21 protein-coding genes and 1 pseudogene are annotated in these 21,018 nt (G+C 70.6%); 13 read left to right on the top strand and 9 right to left on the bottom strand.

Annotated features, from left to right (window positions below; genetic code table 11):
- Positions 1-39: 39 nt before the first annotated feature.
- Together PKE79_RS07745 and PKE79_RS07740 are read right to left on the bottom strand one after the other, a co-directional pair.
- Positions 40-846 (bottom strand): alpha/beta hydrolase, encoded by an 807-nt coding sequence (locus PKE79_RS07745; RefSeq protein WP_271173113.1) that lies wholly within the window; start codon positions 844-846, stop codon positions 40-42.
- A gap of 1 nt (position 847) precedes the next feature.
- Positions 848-2,227 (bottom strand): YfcC family protein, encoded by a 1,380-nt coding sequence (locus tag PKE79_RS07740; RefSeq protein ID WP_271173112.1) that lies wholly within the window; start codon positions 2,225-2,227, stop codon positions 848-850.
- 105 nt (positions 2,228-2,332) lie between these two features.
- Here PKE79_RS07740 and PKE79_RS07735 point away from each other — a divergent pair, with 105 nt between their 5' ends.
- The gene (locus tag PKE79_RS07735) at positions 2,333-3,238 is read left to right on the top strand and encodes a LysR family transcriptional regulator (RefSeq protein WP_271173111.1); all 906 of its coding nucleotides are present in this window, start codon (positions 2,333-2,335) and stop codon (positions 3,236-3,238) included.
- 48 nt (positions 3,239-3,286) lie between these two features.
- Here the strand turns inward: PKE79_RS07735 and PKE79_RS07730 are convergent, their stop codons facing one another.
- The gene (locus PKE79_RS07730) at positions 3,287-3,490 is read right to left on the bottom strand and encodes a three-helix bundle dimerization domain-containing protein (protein WP_271173110.1); all 204 of its coding nucleotides are present in this window, start codon (positions 3,488-3,490) and stop codon (positions 3,287-3,289) included.
- A 210-nt stretch (positions 3,491-3,700) separates the two neighbouring features.
- Here PKE79_RS07730 and PKE79_RS07725 point away from each other — a divergent pair, with 210 nt between their 5' ends.
- From PKE79_RS07725 to PKE79_RS07695, 7 genes are all read left to right on the top strand, one after another.
- Positions 3,701-5,320, top strand: a complete 1,620-nt coding sequence (locus tag PKE79_RS07725; RefSeq protein WP_271173109.1) for an ABC transporter substrate-binding protein — start codon at positions 3,701-3,703, stop codon at positions 5,318-5,320.
- Between the two features lie 62 nt (positions 5,321-5,382).
- A complete protein-coding gene (locus tag PKE79_RS07720; protein WP_271173108.1) occupies positions 5,383-6,408 on the top strand; it encodes an ABC transporter permease in 1,026 nt (341 codons plus the stop codon).
- A complete protein-coding gene (locus PKE79_RS07715; protein ID WP_374727765.1) occupies positions 6,402-7,316 on the top strand; it encodes a carbohydrate ABC transporter permease in 915 nt (304 codons plus the stop codon). Before PKE79_RS07720 ends, PKE79_RS07715 begins: the two co-directional genes overlap by 7 nt.
- Positions 7,317-7,319: 3 nt before the next feature.
- A complete protein-coding gene (locus PKE79_RS07710) occupies positions 7,320-8,003 on the top strand; it encodes a hypothetical protein (RefSeq protein ID WP_271173106.1) in 684 nt (227 codons plus the stop codon).
- On the top strand, positions 8,000-9,217 hold the full coding sequence (locus tag PKE79_RS07705) for an endo-1,4-beta-xylanase (RefSeq protein WP_271173105.1): 1,218 nt from the start codon (positions 8,000-8,002) through the stop codon (positions 9,215-9,217). The genes PKE79_RS07710 and PKE79_RS07705 overlap by 4 nt, the downstream gene beginning before the upstream one ends.
- Positions 9,218-9,295: 78 nt before the next feature.
- Complete coding sequence (locus tag PKE79_RS07700) at positions 9,296-10,309, top strand: LacI family DNA-binding transcriptional regulator (protein WP_271173104.1); 1,014 nt, start codon at positions 9,296-9,298, stop codon at positions 10,307-10,309.
- Between the two features lie 75 nt (positions 10,310-10,384).
- A complete protein-coding gene (locus PKE79_RS07695) occupies positions 10,385-11,923 on the top strand; it encodes a molybdopterin-dependent oxidoreductase (protein WP_271173103.1) in 1,539 nt (512 codons plus the stop codon).
- Between the two features lie 6 nt (positions 11,924-11,929).
- On the opposite strand, the gene PKE79_RS07690 is transcribed toward PKE79_RS07695, so the two are convergent.
- Positions 11,930-12,382, bottom strand: a complete 453-nt coding sequence (locus tag PKE79_RS07690) for an Lrp/AsnC family transcriptional regulator (RefSeq protein ID WP_271173102.1) — start codon at positions 12,380-12,382, stop codon at positions 11,930-11,932.
- A gap of 62 nt (positions 12,383-12,444) precedes the next feature.
- On the opposite strand from PKE79_RS07690, the gene PKE79_RS07685 reads away from it, so the two are divergent.
- Genes PKE79_RS07685 through PKE79_RS07675 form a run of 3 tightly spaced genes read left to right on the top strand, consistent with a single transcriptional unit; the run spans position 12,445 to position 14,050 of the window.
- Complete coding sequence (locus PKE79_RS07685) at positions 12,445-13,155, top strand: AzlC family ABC transporter permease (protein WP_271173101.1); 711 nt, start codon at positions 12,445-12,447, stop codon at positions 13,153-13,155.
- Positions 13,148-13,477, top strand: coding sequence for a branched-chain amino acid transporter permease (locus tag PKE79_RS07680; protein WP_271173100.1), 330 nt, complete (start codon positions 13,148-13,150; stop codon positions 13,475-13,477). The genes PKE79_RS07685 and PKE79_RS07680 overlap by 8 nt, the downstream gene beginning before the upstream one ends.
- A 33-nt stretch (positions 13,478-13,510) precedes the next feature.
- On the top strand, positions 13,511-14,050 hold the full coding sequence (locus PKE79_RS07675; RefSeq protein ID WP_271173099.1) for a YaeQ family protein: 540 nt from the start codon (positions 13,511-13,513) through the stop codon (positions 14,048-14,050).
- 75 nt (positions 14,051-14,125) lie between these two features.
- Here the strand turns inward: PKE79_RS07675 and PKE79_RS07670 are convergent, their stop codons facing one another.
- From PKE79_RS07670 to PKE79_RS07655, 4 genes are read right to left on the bottom strand one after another with little or no spacing between them, the layout of a single operon-like run.
- Positions 14,126-14,887 carry an ABC transporter permease gene (locus PKE79_RS07670; RefSeq protein ID WP_271173098.1) on the bottom strand — a complete coding sequence of 254 codons (762 nt, stop codon included), beginning with the start codon at positions 14,885-14,887 and terminating at the stop codon, positions 14,126-14,128.
- The gene (locus PKE79_RS07665) at positions 14,884-15,651 is read right to left on the bottom strand and encodes an ABC transporter ATP-binding protein (RefSeq protein ID WP_271173097.1); all 768 of its coding nucleotides are present in this window, start codon (positions 15,649-15,651) and stop codon (positions 14,884-14,886) included. The genes PKE79_RS07670 and PKE79_RS07665 overlap by 4 nt, the downstream gene beginning before the upstream one ends.
- Positions 15,648-16,013, bottom strand: a complete 366-nt coding sequence (locus PKE79_RS07660; protein WP_271173096.1) for a DUF1048 domain-containing protein — start codon at positions 16,011-16,013, stop codon at positions 15,648-15,650. Before PKE79_RS07660 ends, PKE79_RS07665 begins: the two co-directional genes overlap by 4 nt.
- 2 nt (positions 16,014-16,015) lie before the next feature.
- Complete coding sequence (locus tag PKE79_RS07655; RefSeq protein ID WP_271173095.1) at positions 16,016-16,348, bottom strand: PadR family transcriptional regulator; 333 nt, start codon at positions 16,346-16,348, stop codon at positions 16,016-16,018.
- Between the two features lie 192 nt (positions 16,349-16,540).
- Here PKE79_RS07655 and PKE79_RS07650 point away from each other — a divergent pair, with 192 nt between their 5' ends.
- Together PKE79_RS07650 and PKE79_RS07645 are read left to right on the top strand one after the other, a co-directional pair.
- Positions 16,541-18,562 carry an aldo/keto reductase gene (locus tag PKE79_RS07650; protein ID WP_271173094.1) on the top strand — a complete coding sequence of 674 codons (2,022 nt, stop codon included), beginning with the start codon at positions 16,541-16,543 and terminating at the stop codon, positions 18,560-18,562.
- On the top strand, positions 18,541-19,578 hold the full coding sequence (locus PKE79_RS07645; protein WP_271173093.1) for a LacI family DNA-binding transcriptional regulator: 1,038 nt from the start codon (positions 18,541-18,543) through the stop codon (positions 19,576-19,578). Before PKE79_RS07650 ends, PKE79_RS07645 begins: the two co-directional genes overlap by 22 nt.
- A gap of 30 nt (positions 19,579-19,608) precedes the next feature.
- Here PKE79_RS07645 and PKE79_RS07640 read toward each other — a convergent pair.
- Positions 19,609-20,777: pseudogene (locus PKE79_RS07640) on the bottom strand (RtcB family protein).
- Between the last annotated feature and the right edge of the window lie 241 nt (positions 20,778-21,018).

The following is a 21,018-nucleotide window of genomic DNA, read 5'->3' as shown; positions in this document are numbered from 1 at the left end:
AGCAGTCTCGCGCGGACCCCGGACACTGTCGACCCTGCGTCAGCGAGAGCCCGTGAGGTGCGCGAGGAGGAACTCGCGGGTGCGCGCGAGAGCGTCTGTGCGCGTGCAGAACTGCGCGAAGCTATGGGTGCCGCCATCGACGATGAGGAGATCGTGGGGCACGCCCTGGCGAGCCAGTTCCTCTGCCAGCGCCTGACTCTGCGCGCAGTCGACCGTTGCGTCGTCCGTCCCGTGGATCAGCTGCACCGGCGGCATCCCGGGGCGCACGAAGCTCGACGGACGGAACCAGCCGCCGTCGGCGGGGTCTCCCAGTGAGAGCCGCATCGGGGAGTCGGGCTCGAGGTAACGCTGATCCGCGGCCGGGTCGTAGACGCCGTACCACCCCGCGACGGCCGACACCGTCCCGTCGGGCAGTGTCGACGCGGCGAGCACCGCCAATGTGGCGCCTGCTGAGTTGCCCCAGAGCGCGACTCGCTCGGGGTCGATCCCGAGTTGCCCTGCGTGGGCGCGCAGGTAGTGCACGGCGTGCACAACGTCATCGAGGCTTCCGGCGAAACCCGTCTGGTTGCTCGTGCGGTATTCCACGCTCGCGACGGCGACGCCGGCTTCGGCGAGGTCGACGAGGGCGGGAAGGTAGCGTGAGCGGTGATTGTTCAGCAGTCCGCCGCCCTTGACGAAGACGACCAGCGGCACGTCTCCGTCGGTGCCGGGCTTGAGCAGATCGAACTGGAGAGTCTGCCCGCCGGGGAAGAGCCCCGCGTCCCCGAACTGGCGGTGCGTGAGGCCCGAGTAGAGCTCGACGAAGGCATGCGAGGAGCTCTCGCGAAGAGGGAGTCGTTCGTTCACGTCAGTTGTATCCGATCAGGACGGCGATGGTCATCGCGGCGATCGCGATGATGACGAGGGTCAGCAGGTACCACCCGGCTTCCCGGAACCAGCGCCCGAACGAGACCCCCGCCGTCGCGAGCCCGGCCACGAGAACCGAGGAAGTGGGGTAGACGAGGTTGGTGATGCCGTCGCCGAGCTGGAAGCTCAGGACGCCGACCTGACGAGTGATGCCCATGACATCGGTCAGCGGCGCGATGATCGGCATCGTGAGCGCCGCCTGCCCCGTGCCCGATCCGATGAAGAAATTGATGATCCCTCCGCCGACTGTCAGTGCCAGTGCGCTTCCGATCGGCGAGAGCCCGTCGGCGAGCGTGCCGAGGGCGGACACGATCGTGTCGAGGATCTGACCATCGCTCAGGACGACCGCGATCGCACGCGCGGTTCCGATCACGAGGACCACCCACATCAGGTCGCGCATGCCGCCGATGAAGGTGTCGTGCACCTCTCGCATGGGGATGCCGAAGATCGCAGTCACCAGGACAGCGGACAACACGAAGCAGGCAGCCATCTCGCCTACTCCCCAGCCGTACAGGACCGTTCCCGTCACGAACAGGGCGAGGCACGCGACGAAGGCGGCCAGTGCGAGGACGTGACGCCATCCGAACGGTGGGAACGGCCGATCCGCGTGGACGGCGAGGTCGCCTTCGTCCGCGGCGAACCCGGTCTCGCGCGTCTCGCGCCGAATGCGCCACAGTACGAACGCCATCGTCACGACCTGGAGGGTGCCGAACAGGACCACGCGGAACAGCGCGCCGGAGAAGAGCGGGAGTCCCGCAATCGTCTGGGCCAGCGCCAGGGAAGAGGGATTCAGGAAGGATGCCGCATATCCGATGGACGCGGGCAGCATCAGCGTCATGACCGCCGTGAGCCGTGAGATCTCGAGCGCCCTCGCGAGGACCAGAGCCAGCGGGAGGAAGGCGATGACTTCGGACGTGATCGTTCCGAGCGCGCTGCAGACGCCGAAGAAGAGCATGACCGCGCTCGCCACGAGGTAGCGATTCGATCCGGATCGGGATGCTAGGCGCTGCACCACGAGCGTGAGCGCTCCGCGCGAGTCGAGCACGGCCAGTGCCCCGCCGGTGAACAGGATGCCGAAGATGATGGGCGCGGACTCGACCAGCCCCGTATGCAGGCTGGTGAGGACTGCCATGGGGTTGACCGGAGTGCTCGGGATGATCTCGAACGTGCCGGGGAGGATGATGCCGTGCTCGTCGGTCTGGAACTTCCCGGCGGGGACAACGTATGTCGCGATCGCGCACAGGGCGAGGATCGCGAGCAGGATCGTCAGGACATCCGGCGTCCAGCGCCGTGTCCGGATCTGGGTGTGGGTAGCAGTCACAGTCACTCCGTTGTCTTCTGTGGTCCGTCCCAGCTTGTCGGGGACGCTCCGAACAAGGAATGGCTAATGTTGTTATCCCTCTCATAACCGAGACATGATGATGCCGTGGATATCCGTCACCTTGAGGTGCTTGTCGCGATCGCGGACGAGCGCAGCTTCACGCGCGCGGCCGGGAACCTCCACATCACGCAGTCGGCGATGAGCCAACTCGTCAAGCGCATCGAGGGCGAGCTCGGCTTCGCCATATTCGATCGCGGGCGCTCGCCCATCGAACCCACCGAGGCGGGGCGGCGATTCCTGCCTCAGGCTCGGACGATCGTCCATTCCTACGCACGCGCTCTCGACGTTGCGCAGGGAGCCGACGGTGCCGCCCCGCTCACCCTCGGCGCGGCACCGACCCTGGCTCGAGAGCTCTTCCCCATGGTGCTCGAGCTTGCAGCGGCGCGCGCTCTCGACCCGGCGCCGCGTCTCGTGGAGGCGTCATCGGGTGAGCTCGGCGCGCTGCTCGCGCGCGGGCTCGTGGATGTCGTCGCGCTAGCGTCGACGGCAGCCACGTCCGCGATGGCCTACTCGCCGATCCTCCGGTGCGACATCGTCGCCGTGGCGGGCGCTGCAGCGTTCCGCGGCGATCGGGACGTCCTCTCCGCGGCAGATCTGGCGAAGCGTGCGCTTCTCCTCCCGAAGGCGGGAGGGGTGCGCACGCACCTGTCCGGCTTCCTCGCCGCGATGGGAGACATCGACATCGCGTTCGAGAGCGCGAGTTCCGACAGCCTTGTGGGGATGGCCGCGATCGGCGCCGGCGTCGCGCTGGTGCCTGAGCTCGTGGTCAGCGCGACGATGCTCGCTCGCTTCCCTGAGGTCCGAGTGCTGCGGATCCATGAGGGTCCGCCGCCGGTCGAGACCGGCATCGGCGAGCGGCAGCATCACCCGCACCCGTCGCGGGTATCGGTGCTGCGCGAGTTGGTGCGCGACGCCTTCGCCGCGTGCCATCCCGGGCTCGTGCTGGGGTGACGGTCGGGCGATCCCCGCGACGCCGCCCCGGACACTGTCGACCCCGTGTCACGCCGGATGCTCGAGGCGGGCTCGTGCCTCGCGCTCGATGAGTACGGGCACGAAGTCGCGCACCCGCGCGTCGTCGAAGCGATGTCGTGCTTCGTCGACCGCCGTCGCGACGGCGTCGACGGTCAGCGTGGGGAAGCGCGCCGCGAGGCGCTGCGTGATCTCCGCGACCTCATGCTCTTCATCGAGTGCTCCGCGTGTCATGGCGAAAGGATGGCGCTCCCGCTGCCGCCCCGCAAGACCTCCTAATTGTGGCTATTGACAACGTTTCGGGCCCGCCCTACTCTTCAGAAAGTCTCGAAGTCGCTTCCGAAAGTTTCGGAGCCGCGAGCACAGCAGCCGATCTCGAAGAGGAGAATCATGGTTCGTTCCACGCGCCGGACAACGTGGGTCCGCGCAGTCGCAGCAGCGGGGGTGGTGGCCGGCCTCGTCGCGACGAGCGCCTGCACGGCAGAGGGCGGAGACGCCGCCGAAGTCGATGTCGATGCGCAGTCGGTCGGGGCGATGGAGGACTTCGCCGCCGACGAGCAGTTCACGGCGACGGAGCCGTTCGACCTCTCGATGCTCTGGACCGACTGGCCCGAGGTGCCGGTCACCGACGACTGGCAGATCTTCGACGTCATCGAGGAGCGGACAGGCGTCTCGATCGACCTCACCCACATCCCGTTCAGCGACGCGACCGAGAAGCGCAGCCTGCTCATCTCGGCCGGCGACGCCCCCACGGTCATCCCGCTCGTCTACACGGGCGAGGAGGAGCCGTTCGTCTCGTCGGGCGCCGTCCTCCCCATCAGCGACTACGTCGAGTACATGCCGAACTTCCAGAAGTACGTCGAGGAGTGGGACCTCGGCGCGATGGTCGAGCGGCTCAAGCAGTCCGACGGCAAGTACTACATGCTGCCGGGCCTGCAGGAGGTCTCGGTCCCGGTCTTCACGCTCATCATCCGCAAGGACGTGTTCGACGAGGTCGGCGCTCCGGCGCCCGAGACCTGGGAGGACCTCCGCACGGGCCTCGAGCTCATCAAGGAGAAGTACCCCGACTCGAAGCCCCTGGCCGACGGCTTCGAGGGCCAGTCGATGCTCAACTACGCGGCCCACGCGTTCGGCACGCAGGCCGGATGGGGCTTCGGCGACGGCACGATCTGGAACGAGGAGAAGGGCGAGCTCGAGTACGCCGGCACGTCCGAGGGCTACCGCTCGATGGTCGAGTACTTCCACGGGCTCGTCGAGGCCGACCTGCTCGACACCGAGTCGTTCACGGCGGCTGACGCGGGCGGCGGCGCGGCGAACGTCGCGGAGAAGATCGCGAACAACCAGGTCTTCGCCGCCTCCGGCTCGAACGGCACGGTGAACGAGTTCGCGGCGGCCCTCGACGCGGCCGGCGTGACCGACTACGAGCTGGTCCAGCTCGCGCCCCCTGGCGGAGAGGCGGGCATGGTCGTCGAGCCGCGCAACTTCTGGAACGGGTTCATGCTGAGCGCCGACATCGCGGAGTCGCCGAACTTCATCGCGACGCTGCAGTTCCTCGACTGGCTCTACTACAACCCCGAGGCGCGCGAGCTGCTCCGCTGGGGCGTCGAGGGAGAGACCTACGACAAGGCGGCCGACGGCACGATCACCCTGAAGCCCGAGTTCTCGTACGACGACTTCAACATCAACCCCGACGGCGCGACCGACATCAAGAAGGATCTCGGATGGGGCAACGATGTGCTCGCGGGATCAACCGAGTCGCGAGAGCTCAAGGAGTCGTACAACGCACCGCAGTTCGTCGAGTACATCGACACCGTCCTGTCGACGCGGACACCGCGCGACCCGAACCCGCCTGCCCCGCTCGACGAGGCCGAGCTCGAGCAGGCGTCGCTCCTGTCGACGCCGCTCTCTGACGCGGTCCGCACCGCGACGCTGCAGTTCATCCTCGGAGACCGCGACCTCTCCGAATGGGACGCGTACGTCGCGGAGCTGGAGGCCGCCGGCCTGCAGACCTATGTCGATCTCATCGACGGCGCGCGCGAGCGCTTCGCGGAGCAGAACGGCTGACGCACTCCGGGTCGCCGCCGCGCGCGCGGCGGCGACCCGGAACCCGTCGAAGGGATGACGACATGACCTCCACGACCACGGGTGCGGCGCTCGCCGCAGACCCGTCCTCCGCTCCGCCGGGCGCGACGACGACCCGCGTGATCACGACCGCGGGCGGGCCCCGCGGCCGCTCAGGGCGACGCGGCCGGACGCCGTGGCGCACCGCGCTGCGGCGGGACTGGCAGCTCTACGCCCTCGCCCTGCTGCCCCTGATCTTCTTCGCGATCTTCCGCTACGGCCCCATGATCGGCAACGTCATCGCGTTCCGCCGGTTCCGCCCCGGCGGGAGCATCCTCGGCGAGGAGTGGGTGGGCTTCCGCTACGTCGAGATGTTCATCAAGGACCCGGCCTTCTGGCAGGTGTTCGCGAACACGGCCATCCTCGGCGGCCTCACCCTCCTCGTGTGCTTCCCGCTGCCGATCATCCTCGCCCTCATGCTCAACGAGGTGCGCAAGCGCGCGTTCAAGCGCGTCGTGCAGTCGATCTCGTACCTGCCGCACTTCCTGTCGGTCGTGATCGTCGTCGGCATGGTCATGCAGCTGCTGTCGCTGCAGGGCACGGTCAACCAGATCATCACCGCGATGGGCGGCGAGGCCATCCCGTTCCTGCAGCGGCCGGAGTGGTTCCGCGCCGTCTACGTCGGGTCCGAGGCGTGGCAGACCGTCGGATGGGGGACCATCCTCTACCTCGCGGCGCTCACGACGATCGACGAGTCGCTCTACGAGGCCGCGCGCATCGACGGCGCGAACCGGCTGCAGCAGATCTGGCACGTGACGCTCCCGGGCATCCGGCCGACGATGATCACGCTGCTCATCCTCAACATCGGGTCGTTCCTCAACGTCGGGTTCGAGAAGGTGCTGCTCCTCTACAACCCGCTGACGTACTCGACGGGAGACGTCATCTCGACGTACCTGTACCGCGTCGGCCTCGTGTCGAACAACCTCAGCTACGCCGCCGCGATCGGACTCTTCCAGGCCCTCATCGGCCTCGTGATGGTCCTCGGCGCGAACTACCTGTCCCGGCGAATGGTGGGAACGAGCCTGTGGTGACTCTTGCTCAGCGGGCGCCGTCCCGCACTGTCGGCAATCGCGACTCCGTCGGGTACCGCGTGTTCACGGTCGTGAACACGGGCCTGCTCATCCTCGTGTGCCTCGCGATGCTCTATCCGTTCATCACGGTGCTCGCGCAGTCGTTCAGCTCGTCGGGCGCGATCAAGGCCGGGCAGGTGAGCTTCTGGCCCGTCGACTTCAACGTCGACACATACACGGCCGTGATCGGCAACGGGATGTTCTGGCGCAACTACGGCAACACCGTGCTCTACACGGTCGTCGGCACGGCGATCGCGATGGCGCTGACGACGTCGTACGCCTACGTCCTCTCGAAGCACCACCTCCGCGGGCGCCGTCTGCTCATCGGCATCGCCGTGTTCACGATGTTCTTCAACGGCGGCCTCGTGCCGAACTACGTGCTCATCTCGTCGCTCGGCATGAAGAACACGATGTGGGCGATCGTGCTGCCCGGCGCGATCTCGGTGTTCAACCTGCTCGTGATGAAGTCGTTCTTCGAGAACCTCCCGCACGAGCTCGAGGAGGCCGCGCAGATCGACGGGCTCGGATGGTTCGGGATCTTCACGCGCATCGTCCTGCCGCTGTCGAAGGCCGTGATCGCGACGATGATCCTGTTCTACTCGGTCGCGTTCTGGAACGACTGGTTCAGCGCGTTCCTGTATCTCGACAAGAACGAGCTCTTCCCGGTCACGCTGTTCCTGCGGAACCTCATCGCGGGCGCCTCCACGACCGCGAGCGAGAGCGCGGCCGTGGGCAGCACCGCGGCCGACCTCAACGCGAACATCCAGTCGGTCACGATGATCCTCACGGTCATCCCGATCCTCTGCGTGTACCCGTTCGTGCAGCGCTACTTCGTCTCGGGCGTCATGCTCGGCTCGGTGAAGGGCTGACGGATGGCCGCCGAGCTCGTCGACGAGGTGGGCACCGGGGTCCTCTCCCGGGCCACGGCCGTCGTGTACCGCTGGATCGTCCTCGCGGCGTTCCTCGCGCTGATGGGTGCGCCGACCCTGCTCGCGTGGATGGCGCTCGGCCTCGCCGACGGGGTCTCGCCCGCGCTCTACGTCGTGGCGCTCCTCCCGGTCGCGCCGGCTCTCTCGGCGGCGCTCTACGCGCAGCGCGCGTGGGCGGAGGCGCCCGACCTCCGCCCCGCGCGCGCCCTGTGGCGCGGGCTCGCGCGGAACGCGAAGGACGTCGCGCTCTGGTGGGCGCCCGTCCTCGCGGCGGCCGCGATCCTCGTCGTGAACGCGACCGGAGCGGATGCCGCGCCCGGCGGCGCCGTGCTGCGTCCGGTCGCGATCGTGCTGCTCGCGGTGCTCGTGCTCTGGTCGGGGCACCTGCTCGTCGTGACCGCGTACTTCTCGTTCCGCACGCGCGACGCCCTCCGGATCGCGGCGGCCGAGCTCTTCTCCCAGTGGCGCGCCACCCTCGGGTTCGCGTCGCTCGCGATCGTCGCGGCCGCGGTCGTGGCCCTCGCGTCCGAAGCCGTCCTCCTGCTGTGCGCGTGGGCCTTCGCGCTCCTCCTGCGCAGCGTCTCCCGTCCTGTCGAAGCCGATGTGAAAGCGAGATTCACCCGATGACCGATGTCCTCACCTCCTCCCGATACCACCACCGCGAGGTGGACGCGATCGTGCTCGTGCGCGGCGCCGACGGGGAGCCCCTTCGCGAGCACGACGTGACCGTGGCGCAGCTGCGCCACGAGATCGGGTTCGGATGCACGGCTCCCGGTGTGCCGGGGGAGGGGCCGCTCGCGCGCTGGCTCGACCTGTTCGACACGGCGACCCTGCAGTTCTACTGGGGGCGCTACGAGCCGGAGCCCGGGCAGACGAAGGAGGCCGAGCTGACGCGGCAGGCGCGCGCGCTGAGCGGGCACGGGGTGCGACTCAAGGGCCATCCGCTCGTCTGGCACACGGTCAAGGCGCCCTGGGTCGACGCCCTCCCGCTGGATGAGGCCGAGGCGGCCCTGCGCGGCCGCATCCGCCGCGAGGTGAGCGCGTTCGCGGGGCTCGTCGACACGTGGGACGTCGTCAACGAGGCCGTGATCATGCCCCGCTTCGAGAACGAGCCCGACGGCATCCGCAACGCCATCACGCGCCTGTGTGAGAAGCACGGACGCGTGGAGTTCATCCGGATGGCCGTCGACGAGGCGCGCGCGGTCAACCCCGACGCGGTGCTCGTCCTCAACGACTTCGATCTCGGGCCCGACTACGAGCGGCTCATCCAGGAGGTGCTCGACGCGGGCGTGCGCATCGACGCGATCGGCCTGCAGTCGCACATGCACCAGGGCTTCCGCGGCGAGGAGCAGGTGCACGCCATCTGCGAGCGCTTCGCGCGCTTCGGGCTGCCCCTGCACTGGACCGAGACGTCCCTCGTCTCGGGCGACCTCATGCCGAAGCACATCGACGACCTCAACGACTACGTCGTCGAGGACTGGCCGTCGACCCCGGAAGGGGAGGAGCGGCAGGCCGACGAGATCGTGCGGCACTACCGCACGCTCGTCGAGCATCCGTCGGTCGCCGCCATCACCTACTGGGGCTTCGACGACGCCACGGCGTGGCTGAACGCGCCGAGCGGCCTCATCCGCCGCGACGGCTCGCCGAAGCCCGCGTACGACGCGCTGCGCGATCTGGTCCGCGGCGAGTGGTGGCTCGAGCCGACGACCGTGCGGACCGACGCCGACGGGCGGCTTCCGCTGCGGGCGTTCGCGGGCGAGTTCGAGGTGACCGCCGCCGGGCGGCGCGGCGTGCTCTCGGCGGCCGCGGGCGTCTCGGACGCCGAGGTCGAGCTGCGCTGATCCGAGGGTGCCGAGGCCTGCGAGCCCCGGCACCCTCGGGCATAGGATGTTCCGGAAGTCTCGGCGGGGAGGGTGCGGATGCCACGAGGCGGCGCGACGATCGCGACGATCGCCAGAGAGGTCGGCGTCTCGGTGCCCACGGTCTCGCGCGTGCTCAACGGGCGCAGCGACGTCGCCCCCGCGACGCGTCGCCGCGTCGAGGAGGCCCTCGCGCGGCACGACTACCGCAAGCCCGTCGGGCCGGCGTCCCCCACGAAGACCGCGGGGCTCCTCGACCTCGTGTTCCACGAGTTCGGCAGCTCGTGGGCGCAGGAGATCATCGTCGGCGTCGAGAAGGCGGCGGCGCCGCGTCGCGTCGGCGTCGTGCTCAGCGAGCTCGGCGGCTCCCACCGCCCGCCGCAGGAGTGGATCGACAGCATCACGGCCCGCGGCACGCGCGGCGTGCTCCTCGTGCTCTCGCGCCTCGACGACACGCAGCAGCGGCAGCTCATGGCCCGGTCGATCCCCTTCGTCGTGCTCGACACCGACGGCGAGACTCCCGCTGGCGTGCCCACCGTGGGGTCGAACAACTGGAGCGGCGGCCTCGCGGCGACGCGGCACCTCATCGAGCTCGGGCATCGCCGCGTCGCCATCATCTCGGGGCCGGAGAACGTGCTGTGCTCGCGCGCCCGTGTCGACGGCTTCCGCAGCGCGCACACCGAGATCGGGCTCGACGTCGACCCGTCGCTCGTCCGCTGGGGCACCTTCGAGGTCGAGGGCGGCTACGAGCACGGGCTCGAGCTCCTGCGCCGATCGGATCGGCCGACCGCGGTGTTCGCGGGGTCCGACGTGCAGGCACTCGGGTTCATCCGCGCGGCGCACGAGCTCGGCCTGCGGGTGCCCGAGGACGTCTCGGTCGTCGGCTACGACGACCTGCCGCTCGCGTCGTGGCTCGCGCCGTCGCTCACGACCGTGCGCCAGCCGCTCGCCGAGATGGCCGCGCTCGCGACGCAGATGCTCATCGCGCTCTCGGATGGCGAGCCCCTCGCGTCGCAGAAGGTCGAGCTCGGGACCGAGCTCATCATCCGGGAGTCGACCGCCCCGCCGGCGTGAGACGCCCTCCCGCCGCGCCCGCATCCGCGCGATGATGGGAGCGAGCCGCTTCTCGGCTCCGATCGCGGGAGAGCGATGACGACACGGGCGGGCGACATCGCCGCGGACGCCGGGCAGAGGCGACGCGCGGCGGGAGCTGGCGCGGCCGCCGTGATCCTCGGCGCCGGCCTGGGCGAGCTCATCGCCGCATGGTGGGCTCCGGCGGCGCGGCCGACCGCGGTCGTCGGCGCGGCGCTCATCGATCTCGCGCCGCCGTGGGCCAAGGATCTCGCGATCGCGCTGTTCGGCACCGCCGACAAGATCGCCCTGCTCGTCGGCATCGCGCTCGTGCTCGCCGCGATCGGCGGCGCCGACGGGCTGCTGCAGCGCGCGCGGCCGCCCTGGGGCGCCGTCGCCCTCCTCGCGGTCGGACTGGTCGGGGTCGCGGCCGCCCTCACGCGGGCCGACGCCGACGCGCTCTCCGCGGTCCCGTCCGCCGTCGCGGGGATCCTGTCCGCGGCGGCCCTCGCCGTCCTGGTGCCGGCGCGCCGCGGGGGCCCGCGCGGCGACGGGCTCTCGCGGCGGCGATTCCTCCTGCTCACCGTGTCCGCGGCGGTCGTGGGTGCGGTGGCCGCGGTCGCGTCGACGACGAGCCGCGTCGCGAGCAGCGCGGTCGCGGCCATCCGCGACGCCCTCGTGCTGCCGCGCGCGTCGACGCGCGCGACGGTGCCCGCGTCGGCGTCCCTCGACATCGAGGGGATCGCTCCCGTGATCACCCCGAACGACGCGTTCTACCGCATCGACACCGCCCTCGTCGTGCCCGAGCTCGCCCCCGCCGACTGGAGGCTCCGCATCCACGGCCTCGTCGACCATCCGTACGAGCTCACCTGGGACGACCTCATGGCCCTGCCGCTCGAGGAGTCGGTCACGACGCTCGCGTGCGTGTCGAACCCCGTCGGCGGCGACCTCATCGGCAATGCCGTCTGGCTGGGGTATCCCGTGCGCGAGCTCCTCGCGCGGGCGGCGCCGCAGCCCGATGCCGACATGGTGCTGTCGCGCTCGGTCGACGGCTTCACGGCGGGAACGCCGCTCGAGGCGCTCACCGACGCGCGGAACGCGATCCTCGCGGTCGGGATGAACGGCGAGCCCCTCCCGCTCGCGCACGGCTTCCCCGCGCGGCTCGTCGTGCCCGGCCTCTACGGCTACGTGTCCGCGACGAAGTGGGTGGTCGAGCTGGAGGTCACGCGCTTCGATCGCGCGCGGGCGTACTGGACGGATCGCGGATGGTCCGAGCGTGGCCCGATCAAGCTGCAGTCGCGCATCGACGTGCCGCGCAGCGGCGCTGTCGCGGCGGGCCGGGTCGTCATCGCGGGCGTCGCGTGGCAGCAGCATGTGGGGGTGGCACGCGTCGAGGTGAGCATCGACGACGGGGCATGGCTAGACGCCGAGCTCGCGACGGCGATCTCCGACGACACGTGGGTGCAGTGGTCGGCCGCGGCCGATCTCGCTCCCGGGGAGCACACCATCCGCTGCCGCGCCGTGAGCGCGGACGGCGAGGTGCAGACGGGGGAGGCCGCGCCGGTCGTTCCCGACGGCGCGACCGGCTGGCACGCGGTGCGCGTCACCGCGCGCTGACCCCGCCTACTCCTTGACGAGCCACATCGTCTGATGCGACGTGATGCGGTTGACGGCGGGCAGGCGCGAGAGCTTCGGCAGGGTCTCGAGCGCGTACTGGTCCTGATCCGCGACGAGGATGCGCAGGTAGTAGTCGGGCTGCCCGAACATGCGGCGCAGCTCGAACACCTCGGGCACGGCGCTCGCGGCGGCCTCGAAGTCCTCGATCGTCTGGCCGTCGTTGACGGCGATGTCGATCGACGCGATCACCTCGAAGCCGCGCCCCGCGGCCTTCGGGTCGAGCACGGCACGGTACCCGCGGATGACTCCGGTCGTCTCGAGGCGCTGCACGCGGCGCAGGCACGGGGCCGGCGTGAGGCCGACGCGGCGGGCGAGCTCGAGGTTCGTCAGACGCGCGTCCGCAGTGAGCTCGCGGATGATTGCGTGGTCGATGTCATCCAGCTCGTGTTTATTGCGCACGACTCGATTATGCCGCGTGATCTCGCAAGCACTGTGCGCGCTGAATTCCTTACGATTGCGGTGTGACCACATCCGTCCGCTCCCCGCGCGCGACCGGCGACATCCGGGCCGGCGCGCGCACGGTCGCCCCGGCCTGCCTCGCGGTGATCCCGCTCGGGCTCGCGCTCGGCGTCCTCGTCGTCCAGTCGGGGCTCGACTGGTGGTGGGGGCCCGTGATCGCGGCGTTCGTGTTCGCCGGCTCGCTCGAGTTCCTCCTCGTGGGGATGATCGCGGCCGCCGCGCCGCTCGCGCAGATCGCGGTGAGCGCCCTGCTCGTGAACTTCCGTCACGTGTTCTATGCGCTCTCCTTCCCGCTGCACCGCGTGCGCGGACGCGGCGCGCGGGTCTACAGCACGTTCGCGCTCACCGACGAGGCCTATGCCCTCACCGCGACGCCGGAGTCCGCGGGCTGGAGCGGTGCGCGCATCCTCGCGATCCAGGGACTCTTCCACGGCTCCTGGGTGGCGAGCGTCGCGGCGGGCTCGGCGCTCGGCGTGCTCATCCCGCCGCAGGTCGTGGGGCTCGACTTCGCCGTGACGGCGCTGTTCGTGGTCCTGAGCATCGATGCGTACCGCATCCGGCGGTCCATCCCGGTCGCCGTGGTCGCCCTGCTCTGCGCGCTCATCGCCGCGGTCGTGGCGCCGCACGACATGCTGCTCACGGCCATGGGCCTGTTCCTCGCGGCGCTCGTCGGCCGGTTCCTCATCGAGCGGAAGGGGCCGCGCCGTGGATGAGCGGTACATCGCCGCGGCGATCGCGATCTCGGGGCTCATCACGTGGGCGCTGCGCGCGGTGCCCTTCGCACTCCTGCGTCCGCTGCGCGACAGCGAGCTGCTCGCCTACGTGGGCGAGCGGATGCCCCTCGGCGTGATGATCATCCTGGCGGTCTACACGCTGCACGACGTCCGCCCGGAGATGGCGTCGGCGCTGCCGCCCCTCGTCGCGCTGGCGGTCACGGTCGCCCTGCACCTGTGGCGCGGCAACGCCGTGCTGAGCCTCTTCGCCGGCACGGTCGTGTGCACCGTGCTCGCCTCGACGCTCGCGGCCTGGGCCTGACCGCGGGGTCGGCGGCCGATAGGCTCGGTCTCCATGGCCATCGGCGCGACGATCCACACGTTCACGGTCCAGCTGGCGGACGTCGACCGCGGCGTCTACGACGAGCTCGTCCTCCGCGTCGCGCGCCATCCGTCCGAGACGGACGCCTACATGGCGACGCGGGTGCTGGCGTACTGCCTCGAGCACGCGGAGGGGATCGCGTTCGGCGAGGGGGTCTCGTCGACGGATGAGCCGGCCGTGCTCGTGCGCGATCTCACCGGCGCGATCACCGCGTGGATCGAGGTCGGCGCGCCCGACGCCGAGCGGCTCCACTTCGCGAGCAAGCTCGCCGAGCGCACCGCGGTGTACACCCACCGCGATCCCGCGAAGGTCGTCGCGGCGCTCGCGGGCAAGACGATCCACCGGGCCGACGACATCGTCGTGCACAGCTTCGACCCGGGCTTCATCGACGATCTCGTGCGCGTGCTCGAGCGGCGCAACACGATGACCGTCTCGGTCTCCGACCGGCACCTCTACGTCGACCTCAACGGGTCGAGCTTCAGCTCCGCCGTCCACGATCACGCGATCGCCTGACGCGAAGAGCCCCGTCCCGTCCGAATGCGGTCGGACGAGACGGGGCTCGGGTGCGGTCGGGGCGGCGTCCGCGCCTCACGTGAAGCGGCGACGGTACACGGCCAGGGACGCGAGATACGCGACGACGAGGATCCCGATGCACCACGCGAGCGCGACCCACAGGTCGGCGCCCACGGGCTGCTCCGCGAGCAGGCTCCGGATGCTGTTCACGATCGACGTCACGGGCTGGTTCTCGGCGAACCAGCGCACGGGCCCCGGCATCGACTCCGTGGGGACGAACGCCGAGCTGATGAACGGCAGGAAGATGAGCGGGTACGAGAACGCACTCGCGCCATCCACCGTCTTGGCCGAGAGGCCCGCGATCACGGCGACCCACGTGAGCGCGAGGGTGAAGACCGTGACGATCCCGGCGACCCCGAGCCAGGCGCCGAATCCCGCGGGCGAGCGGAAGCCCATCAGCAGGGCCACGAGCACGACCACGAGCACCGACACGAGGTTCGCGACGACCGAGGTCGCCACGTGGGCCCACAGGACGGCCGAGCGCGCGATCGGCATCGACTGGAACCGCTCGAGGATGCCGCCCTGCAGATCCATGAAGAGCCGGTACGCCGTGTAGGCGATGCCCGACGCCACGGTGATGAGCAGGATGCCCGGCAGCAGGTAGTCGACGTACGATCCCGCTCCCGTCTCGATCGCGCCGCCGAGCACGAAGACGAACAGCAGCATGAGCGCGATCGGCGTGACCACCGTCGTGATGATGGTGTCGGGGCTGCGCCCGATGTGCCGCAGCGAGCGCCCGGTCAGGACGGCCGTGTCGGCGAGGACATGCGCGGTCATGCCGCTTCTCCTTCCGTGTCGCCCACGAGCGCGAGGAACACGTCCTCGAGGCTGGGCTGCTTCTCGATGTACTCCACCTCGGCCGGCGGCAGCAGCCGCTTGAGCTCGGCGAGCGTGCCGTTCACGATGATCCGGCCGCGGTGCAGGATGGCGATGCGGTCGGCGAGTTGCTCGGCCTCGTCGAGGTACTGCGTCGTGAGCAGGACGGTCGTGCCGCCGGCCGCGAGCTCCCTGACCGTCTCCCACACCTCGATGCGCGCCTCGGGGTCGAGACCGGTGGTCGGCTCGTCGAGGAAGATGATCGACGGATCGCCGATCAGGCTCATCGCGATGTCGAGGCGGCGGCGCATGCCGCCCGAGTACTCGCCCGCCTTGCGGTCGCCCGCGGCCGTGAGCGAGAAGCGCTCGAGCAGCTCGTCCGCGACGGCGCGCGGGTTCGGCAGGTGACGCAGCCGCGCCACGAGGACGAGGTTCTCGCGGCCCGTCAGCACCTCGTCGACCGCCGCGAACTGGCCCGTGAGACTGATCGCCTCGCGAACCTGCCCGGCCTGCGTCGCGACGTCGAGCCCCGCGACCTGCGCACGGCCGGCGTCGGCCGCGAGCAGGGTCGAGAGGATCCTCACGAGCGTCGTCTTGCCGGCGCCGTTCGACCCGAGCAGCGCGAAGATGCTGCCGGGCGCCACCTCGAAGTCGACGCCGCGCAGGACGGCGAGGTCCTTGTAGGACTTCTCGATCCCCTGCACGCGGATGGCCGGCGCGGTCATGATCGCCCTCCCGTCGCGTCGTCGACGGCCTTGCGGAGCCGCGCGCGCTCCCGGTCGATCCACTGACGGCTCCGATACGAGCGCACGAACTCGTCCGCGAACTCGACCGGGTCGTCGCCCACGATCTCGCGCACGGCCATCCCGTCGACCGCCGCGCGCTCGAACAGGTCGGCGAGGTCGCCGAGCATCGTGATCATCGTGTCGCCGTCGGTGACGCCGCCCTGGTACATGAGGTAGCGGTCGACCGCCTGCGCGACCGTGCGGTGCGGCTCGGGGAGCTCCTCGATCCGCGCCTTGTACTGCCGGTACTGCTTCTTCTGCTCGAGCGAGCCCGTGAGGGCTTCGATCCACTTCGCTGCCATGGTCACCTCTCCTTGTCGTCGTGGAGCTGTTCGATGCGCTCTGCGAGGAAGCTCCACGTCCTCCAGAACTCGGCAAGCTGCTCGCGCCCCTGCGGGTTGAGCGAGTACACCTTGCGCGGCGGGCCCTTCTCCGACGGGACCTTCTCGACGTCGACGAACCCCTTCTGCTCGATCCGGACGAGCAGGGCGTAGACGGTGCCCTCGACGAGGTCCGTGAACCCCTGCTCGCGCAGCCGCGCCGTGATCTCGTACCCGTACGCGGGCTGCCCGGCCAGGAGCGCGAGCACGATGCCCTCGAGCGTGCCCTTGAGCATCTCGGTCATCTGATTGCCCATCGCTCACCTCCTCTACTCTGTGTTGCTGACTACCACTAGACGGTAACACTGAGTACCGGTACTTGGCAACACTGAATACTGAATTCGGTGGAACACGCCGTGAGCGTTCACGGAACTCTTGACCTCACCGCGCGGTGCGCCTATCGTGGTGCACGCCGTGAACGTTCACGGCCTTCGATCGAAAGGACGATGGTGACCTCTCCTCAGCTGGCTTCCGCAGACCCCTCGACGCGACCGACCACGGGCGGATGGGCGGTGCTCGGCCCCGGGCAGATCGCGCGACGGTTCCTCGGCGAGCTCTCCGAGAACGGCGGCGGCCTCGTCGCCGTCGGCAGCTCCGACAGCGGCCGTGCCCGCGCGTTCGCCGACGAGGCGGAGGAGCGCGGGGCGACGGATGTGACCGCGGGCACGTACGAGGAGGCGCTCGCCGACCCGCGCGTCGCCGCGGTCTACGTCTCCGCCGTGCACACCGCGCACCCGGCGCTCGTCGTCGCCGCGATCGACGCGGGGAAGGCCGTGCTGTGCGAGAAGCCGCTCTCGGTGAACCACGGCACGACGATGGCCCTCGTCGACGCGGCCCGCGAGGCCGGCGTGCCGCTCGTCGAGGCGTACATGTACCGGTTCCACCCGCAGACCCGCGCGGTGCTCGACCTCGTCCGGGAGGGCGCGATCGGCCGGGTCGTGCACGTCGACGCGTCGTTCGCGTTCCGCGTCCCGCAGCGCGGGGGCCGTCTCTTCGATCCGGCGGTGGCCGGCGGCGGCATCCTCGACGTCGGCGGCTACCCCGCGACGATGGTCTCCGCGATCGTCGATGCGGCCGAGGGCGCGCACGCGTCGGAGCCGGTCGACCTCTCGGCGACGGGCGTCGTCGGCCCCACGGGGGTCGACGAGTGGACGGTCGCGCGCGCGACCTATCGCGGCGGCATCACCGCGACGCTCTCGGCCGGCGTCCGGGCCACCGCGCCGAACGACGTCACGATCCTCGGCGAGAAGGGGCGCATCCGCATCCCGGAGCCCTGGGTGCCCACGGGCGCGACGACGATCGAGCTCACGACCGTCGACGAGGGCGAGCGCGTCATCGAGATCGACGCGGCGCCGGCCTACGCGCTCGAGGCGCAGGCGACGCTCGCTGCCCTGCGCGACGGCGCTCTCGAGGCGGCCGAGATGACGTCGGCCGAGACCCTCGCGACCGCGCGCACCCTCGACCGCTGGCGTGCGGCCATCCGCCTGCGCTACCCCTTCGAGGCGGAGACCGCCGACATCCCGCCCGTGCGCCCGCTCGTCGTCTCGGACGCGGCGATGCGGTACGGCGAGATCCCGGGCGTCGGCAAGCGCGTCTCGCGCCTCGTCATGGGCGTCGACAACCAGCCCGACCTCGCCCACGCGTCGGCGATGTTCGACCACTACTTCGCGCAGGGAGGCAACGCGTTCGACACGGCGTACATCTACGGCGACGGCGCGCTGGAGGGGCGTCTGGGCCGGTGGATCGCGAACCGCGGGGTGCGCGAGGACGTCGTCGTCATCACGAAGGGCGGCCACACGCCGCACTGCGACCCCGAGTCGGTGTCTCGTCAGCTGCTCGAGAGCCTCGAGCGGCAGGGCACGGACTACGCCGACATCTACATGCTGCACCGCGACAATCCCGACGTGCCGGTGGGCGAGTTCGTCGACGTGCTGGACGAGCACTTCCGCGCCGGGCGCATCCGCGTGTACGGCGGCTCGAACTGGACCCCCGCGCGCATCGACGAGGCGAACGCCTACGCGCGCGCGAACGGGCGCCAGGGCTTCACCGTGGTGAGCAACCACTTCGGGCTCGCCGAGGCGCTCGACGTCCCGTGGGAGGGCTGCGTGCACGCGACCGACGCCGCATCCAAGCGCTGGCTCGCCGAGCGCGGCATCCCGCTGCTGCCGTGGTCGTCGCAGGCCCGCGGGTTCTTCACGGGGCGCGCGCGGCCCGACGACCTCAGCGACCCCGAGCTCGTGCGCTGCTACTACAGCGACGAGAACTTCGAGCGGCTGCGTCGCGCCGAGCAGCTGGGCGCCGACCGGGGCGTGCCCGCCACCGCCATCGCGCTCGCGTACGTGCTCGCGCAGCCCTTCCCGACGTTCCCCCTCTTCGGCCCGCGTACGATCGAGGAGGCCCGGTCGTCGATGCGGGGCCTGTCCATCGAGCTCACGGCCGAAGAGGTGGCATGGCTGGACCTTCGCAGCTGACGGGAGCGGACGACCCCGCGCCCGCGGGGTCGTCCGCCGCCGGGCGCCGACGCGCGACGATCCTCGACGTGGCCGCTGCCGCCGGCGTCTCGCGGCAGACCGTGACGCGCGCCATGAACGACATGAGCGGCATCAGCGCCGAGACCAAGCGGCGGGTCATGGAGGCTGCGCGCGAGCTGTCATACCGGCCGTCGCGCTTCGGCCGAGGCCTTGTGACAGGCGGCGCGCGGCAGCTGGGTCTCGTCGTGAACGACCTGCGCAACCCGTACTCTCCCGAGCTCGCGGCGGCCGTCGTGCGGCTCGCGGCGGACGAGGGATGGAACGTCATGCTCGTCGATATCGGTCTCGCGAGCGACGCGGATCGCCTCCTCGCGTCGCTGCGCGAGCAGGCGGATGTCGTCGTCGGCTATCTCGGGGAGTGGTCGGCCGGGTGGGGGAGCGGCCTCGCGACGACGCCGCTCATCCAGCTGGATGCGGGCGAGACCACCGAGCACGCGGGCGTGCGGCTCGACCCCGTCGCCGCGATCGGCGATCTCGTCGCGCACCTCGTGGCGATGGGCGTGCGGTGCCCCGTCGTGCTCGATGCCTCGGCGCCGCGCGAGCCCAGCGCGCGCGGCGCGGCGATGGCGGCGGCATTCCGCGAGCACGGCGTGGAGGCCGAGGTCGTGCACGCGGCGTCGTCGAGCGCCGAGCACGCGTCCGCCGTCACCGCCCAGGTCGTGCGGCGGGCAGCGCCTCCCGACGCGCTTCTGGCGTTCAACGACCTGATGGCGCTCGGCGCGCTGTCGGCCTGCCGCCATGCGGGCCTCGACGTGCCGCGCGACATCCGCGTGGCGGGGGTCGACGGTCTCACGATCGGGACCCTCGTCGCGCCGACCCTCACGACGCTGGCCGTCGACTTCGACGAGGTCGCGCGGCACACCCTCGAGCTCGCCGTCGCACTCCGCGACGGCGACGCCGACGTCGATCGCTTCCGCGTCGTCCCGCATCGTCTCGTCCTGCGCGAGTCGGCGTAGCGAGGGCGGGGCCGCGGCCCCGCCCTCGCCTCAGTCGCCCTTCACGTTCACGAGCTGGCGCAGCGTGTGCCGCACCGAGACGAGATCGGCCGCGTCGGCCATCACCCGATCGATCGGCTTGTACGCCTGCGGGATCTCGTCGATGAACGCCTCGGTGTCGCGGTACTCGATGTCGGCCATCGCCTCGCGCAGCTGCTCGCGCGTGAACGTGCGGCGCGCAGCCGACCGCGAGTACTCGCGGCCGGCGCCGTGCGGCGAGGAGTTCAGCGCGAGGGCGTTCCCCTGCCTTCGACGACGTACGACGCGGTCCCCATGGATCCCGGGATGAGCCCGGGGCGACCGGCGTCCGCCAGGATCGCTCCCTTGCGGGACCCCCAGACGCGCTCGCCGAAGTGCATCTCCGACTCCGTGAAGTTGTGGTGGCAGTTGATGCGCTCGAGCTCGTCGACCTCGGCGTCGAGGAAGCGGCCGAGCTGGTGCGCGACGCGGTCCATCATCTCCTCGCGGTTGAGCAGCGCGAACCGCTGCGCCCACCGCAGCTCCCTGATATAGCGGTCGAACTCGTCCGTTCCCTCGACGAGGTACGCCAGGTCGATGTGCGGCAGGTCGAGCTCGTCGCGCCGGGCCAGGCCCTTGGCGACGGCGATGTGATGCTGCGCGATCCGGTTGCCGACCCCGCGTGAGCCGGAGTGCAGGAACATCCACACGGCATCCGTCTCGTCGACCGAGACCTCGATGAAGTGGTTGCCGCTGCCGAGCGATCCGAGCTGCAGCCGCCATCTCCTCGCCCGCTTCGCGGGATCGAAGCCCGCCTCGGCGGCGAGCTGCTCGAGCTCGGCCACGCGCGGCTCGGCGGTCGCGACGACCTTGCGGTTGTCGTGCCCTGCCGAGAGCGGGATGGCGCGCTCGATCTGCTCGCGGAGCTCGCGCAGATCGCGCGAGACAAGATCCGCGCGCGTGAACGGCGTGCGCACTGCGATCATCCCGCAGCCGATGTCGACGCCGACCGCGGCCGGCATGATCGCGCCGCGTGTCGGGATGACCGATCCGACGGTCGCGCCGAGCCCGAGATGCGCGTCCGGCGTGAGCGCCACGTGGGGGTGGATGAACGGCATGCGCGAGGACGTGCGCGCCTGCTCGACCGTCTGCTCGTCGATCAGGCTCGCCCACGACAGCAGGCGTTCCGAGAGCCTCTCCATGATTCCTTTCCTTCGATCCGCGGGTCCTGGTCCGCGGACCTCCTCCGCGTGACGGAAAGGAGACGCCCCGGACCTGTGCGGTGCGGGGCGTGATGCGAGCGGGTGCTGCTACACGGCCGGCGCCGGAGGGGTCGACGAAGAGCGGTTCTGGGGCTTGCTGCCCAGGACCGCCTGGCGAAGCTCCCGCTGCGGGCTCATCGCGTCGACCTCTCGACTCGCTGCGTGTGCCGGTCGGCACAGC

The sequence above is a fragment of the Microbacterium barkeri genome (assembly GCF_027921765.1).
Classification (GTDB): Bacteria; Actinomycetota; Actinomycetes; order Actinomycetales; family Microbacteriaceae; genus Microbacterium; species Microbacterium barkeri.
This window is presented reverse-complemented; position numbering and strand designations above follow the sequence as displayed.

Coding starts and splice junctions, on each gene's coding strand:
- PKE79_RS07660 (WP_271173096.1), bottom strand. CDS start 16,013: ATGGCAGCGAAGTGGATCGAAGCCCTCACGGGCTCGCTCGAGCAGAAG.
- PKE79_RS07710 (WP_271173106.1), top strand. CDS start 7,320: ATGGCCGCCGAGCTCGTCGACGAGGTGGGCACCGGGGTCCTCTCCCGG.
- PKE79_RS07700 (WP_271173104.1), top strand. CDS start 9,296: ATGCCACGAGGCGGCGCGACGATCGCGACGATCGCCAGAGAGGTCGGC.
- PKE79_RS07645 (WP_271173093.1), top strand. CDS start 18,541: ATGGCTGGACCTTCGCAGCTGACGGGAGCGGACGACCCCGCGCCCGCG.
- PKE79_RS07695 (WP_271173103.1), top strand. CDS start 10,385: ATGACGACACGGGCGGGCGACATCGCCGCGGACGCCGGGCAGAGGCGA.
- PKE79_RS07730 (WP_271173110.1), bottom strand. CDS start 3,490: ATGACACGCGGAGCACTCGATGAAGAGCATGAGGTCGCGGAGATCACG.
- PKE79_RS07705 (WP_271173105.1), top strand. CDS start 8,000: ATGACCGATGTCCTCACCTCCTCCCGATACCACCACCGCGAGGTGGAC.
- PKE79_RS07675 (WP_271173099.1), top strand. CDS start 13,511: ATGGCCATCGGCGCGACGATCCACACGTTCACGGTCCAGCTGGCGGAC.
- PKE79_RS07670 (WP_271173098.1), bottom strand. CDS start 14,887: ATGACCGCGCATGTCCTCGCCGACACGGCCGTCCTGACCGGGCGCTCG.
- PKE79_RS07720 (WP_271173108.1), top strand. CDS start 5,383: ATGACCTCCACGACCACGGGTGCGGCGCTCGCCGCAGACCCGTCCTCC.
- PKE79_RS07665 (WP_271173097.1), bottom strand. CDS start 15,651: ATGACCGCGCCGGCCATCCGCGTGCAGGGGATCGAGAAGTCCTACAAG.
- PKE79_RS07655 (WP_271173095.1), bottom strand. CDS start 16,348: ATGGGCAATCAGATGACCGAGATGCTCAAGGGCACGCTCGAGGGCATC.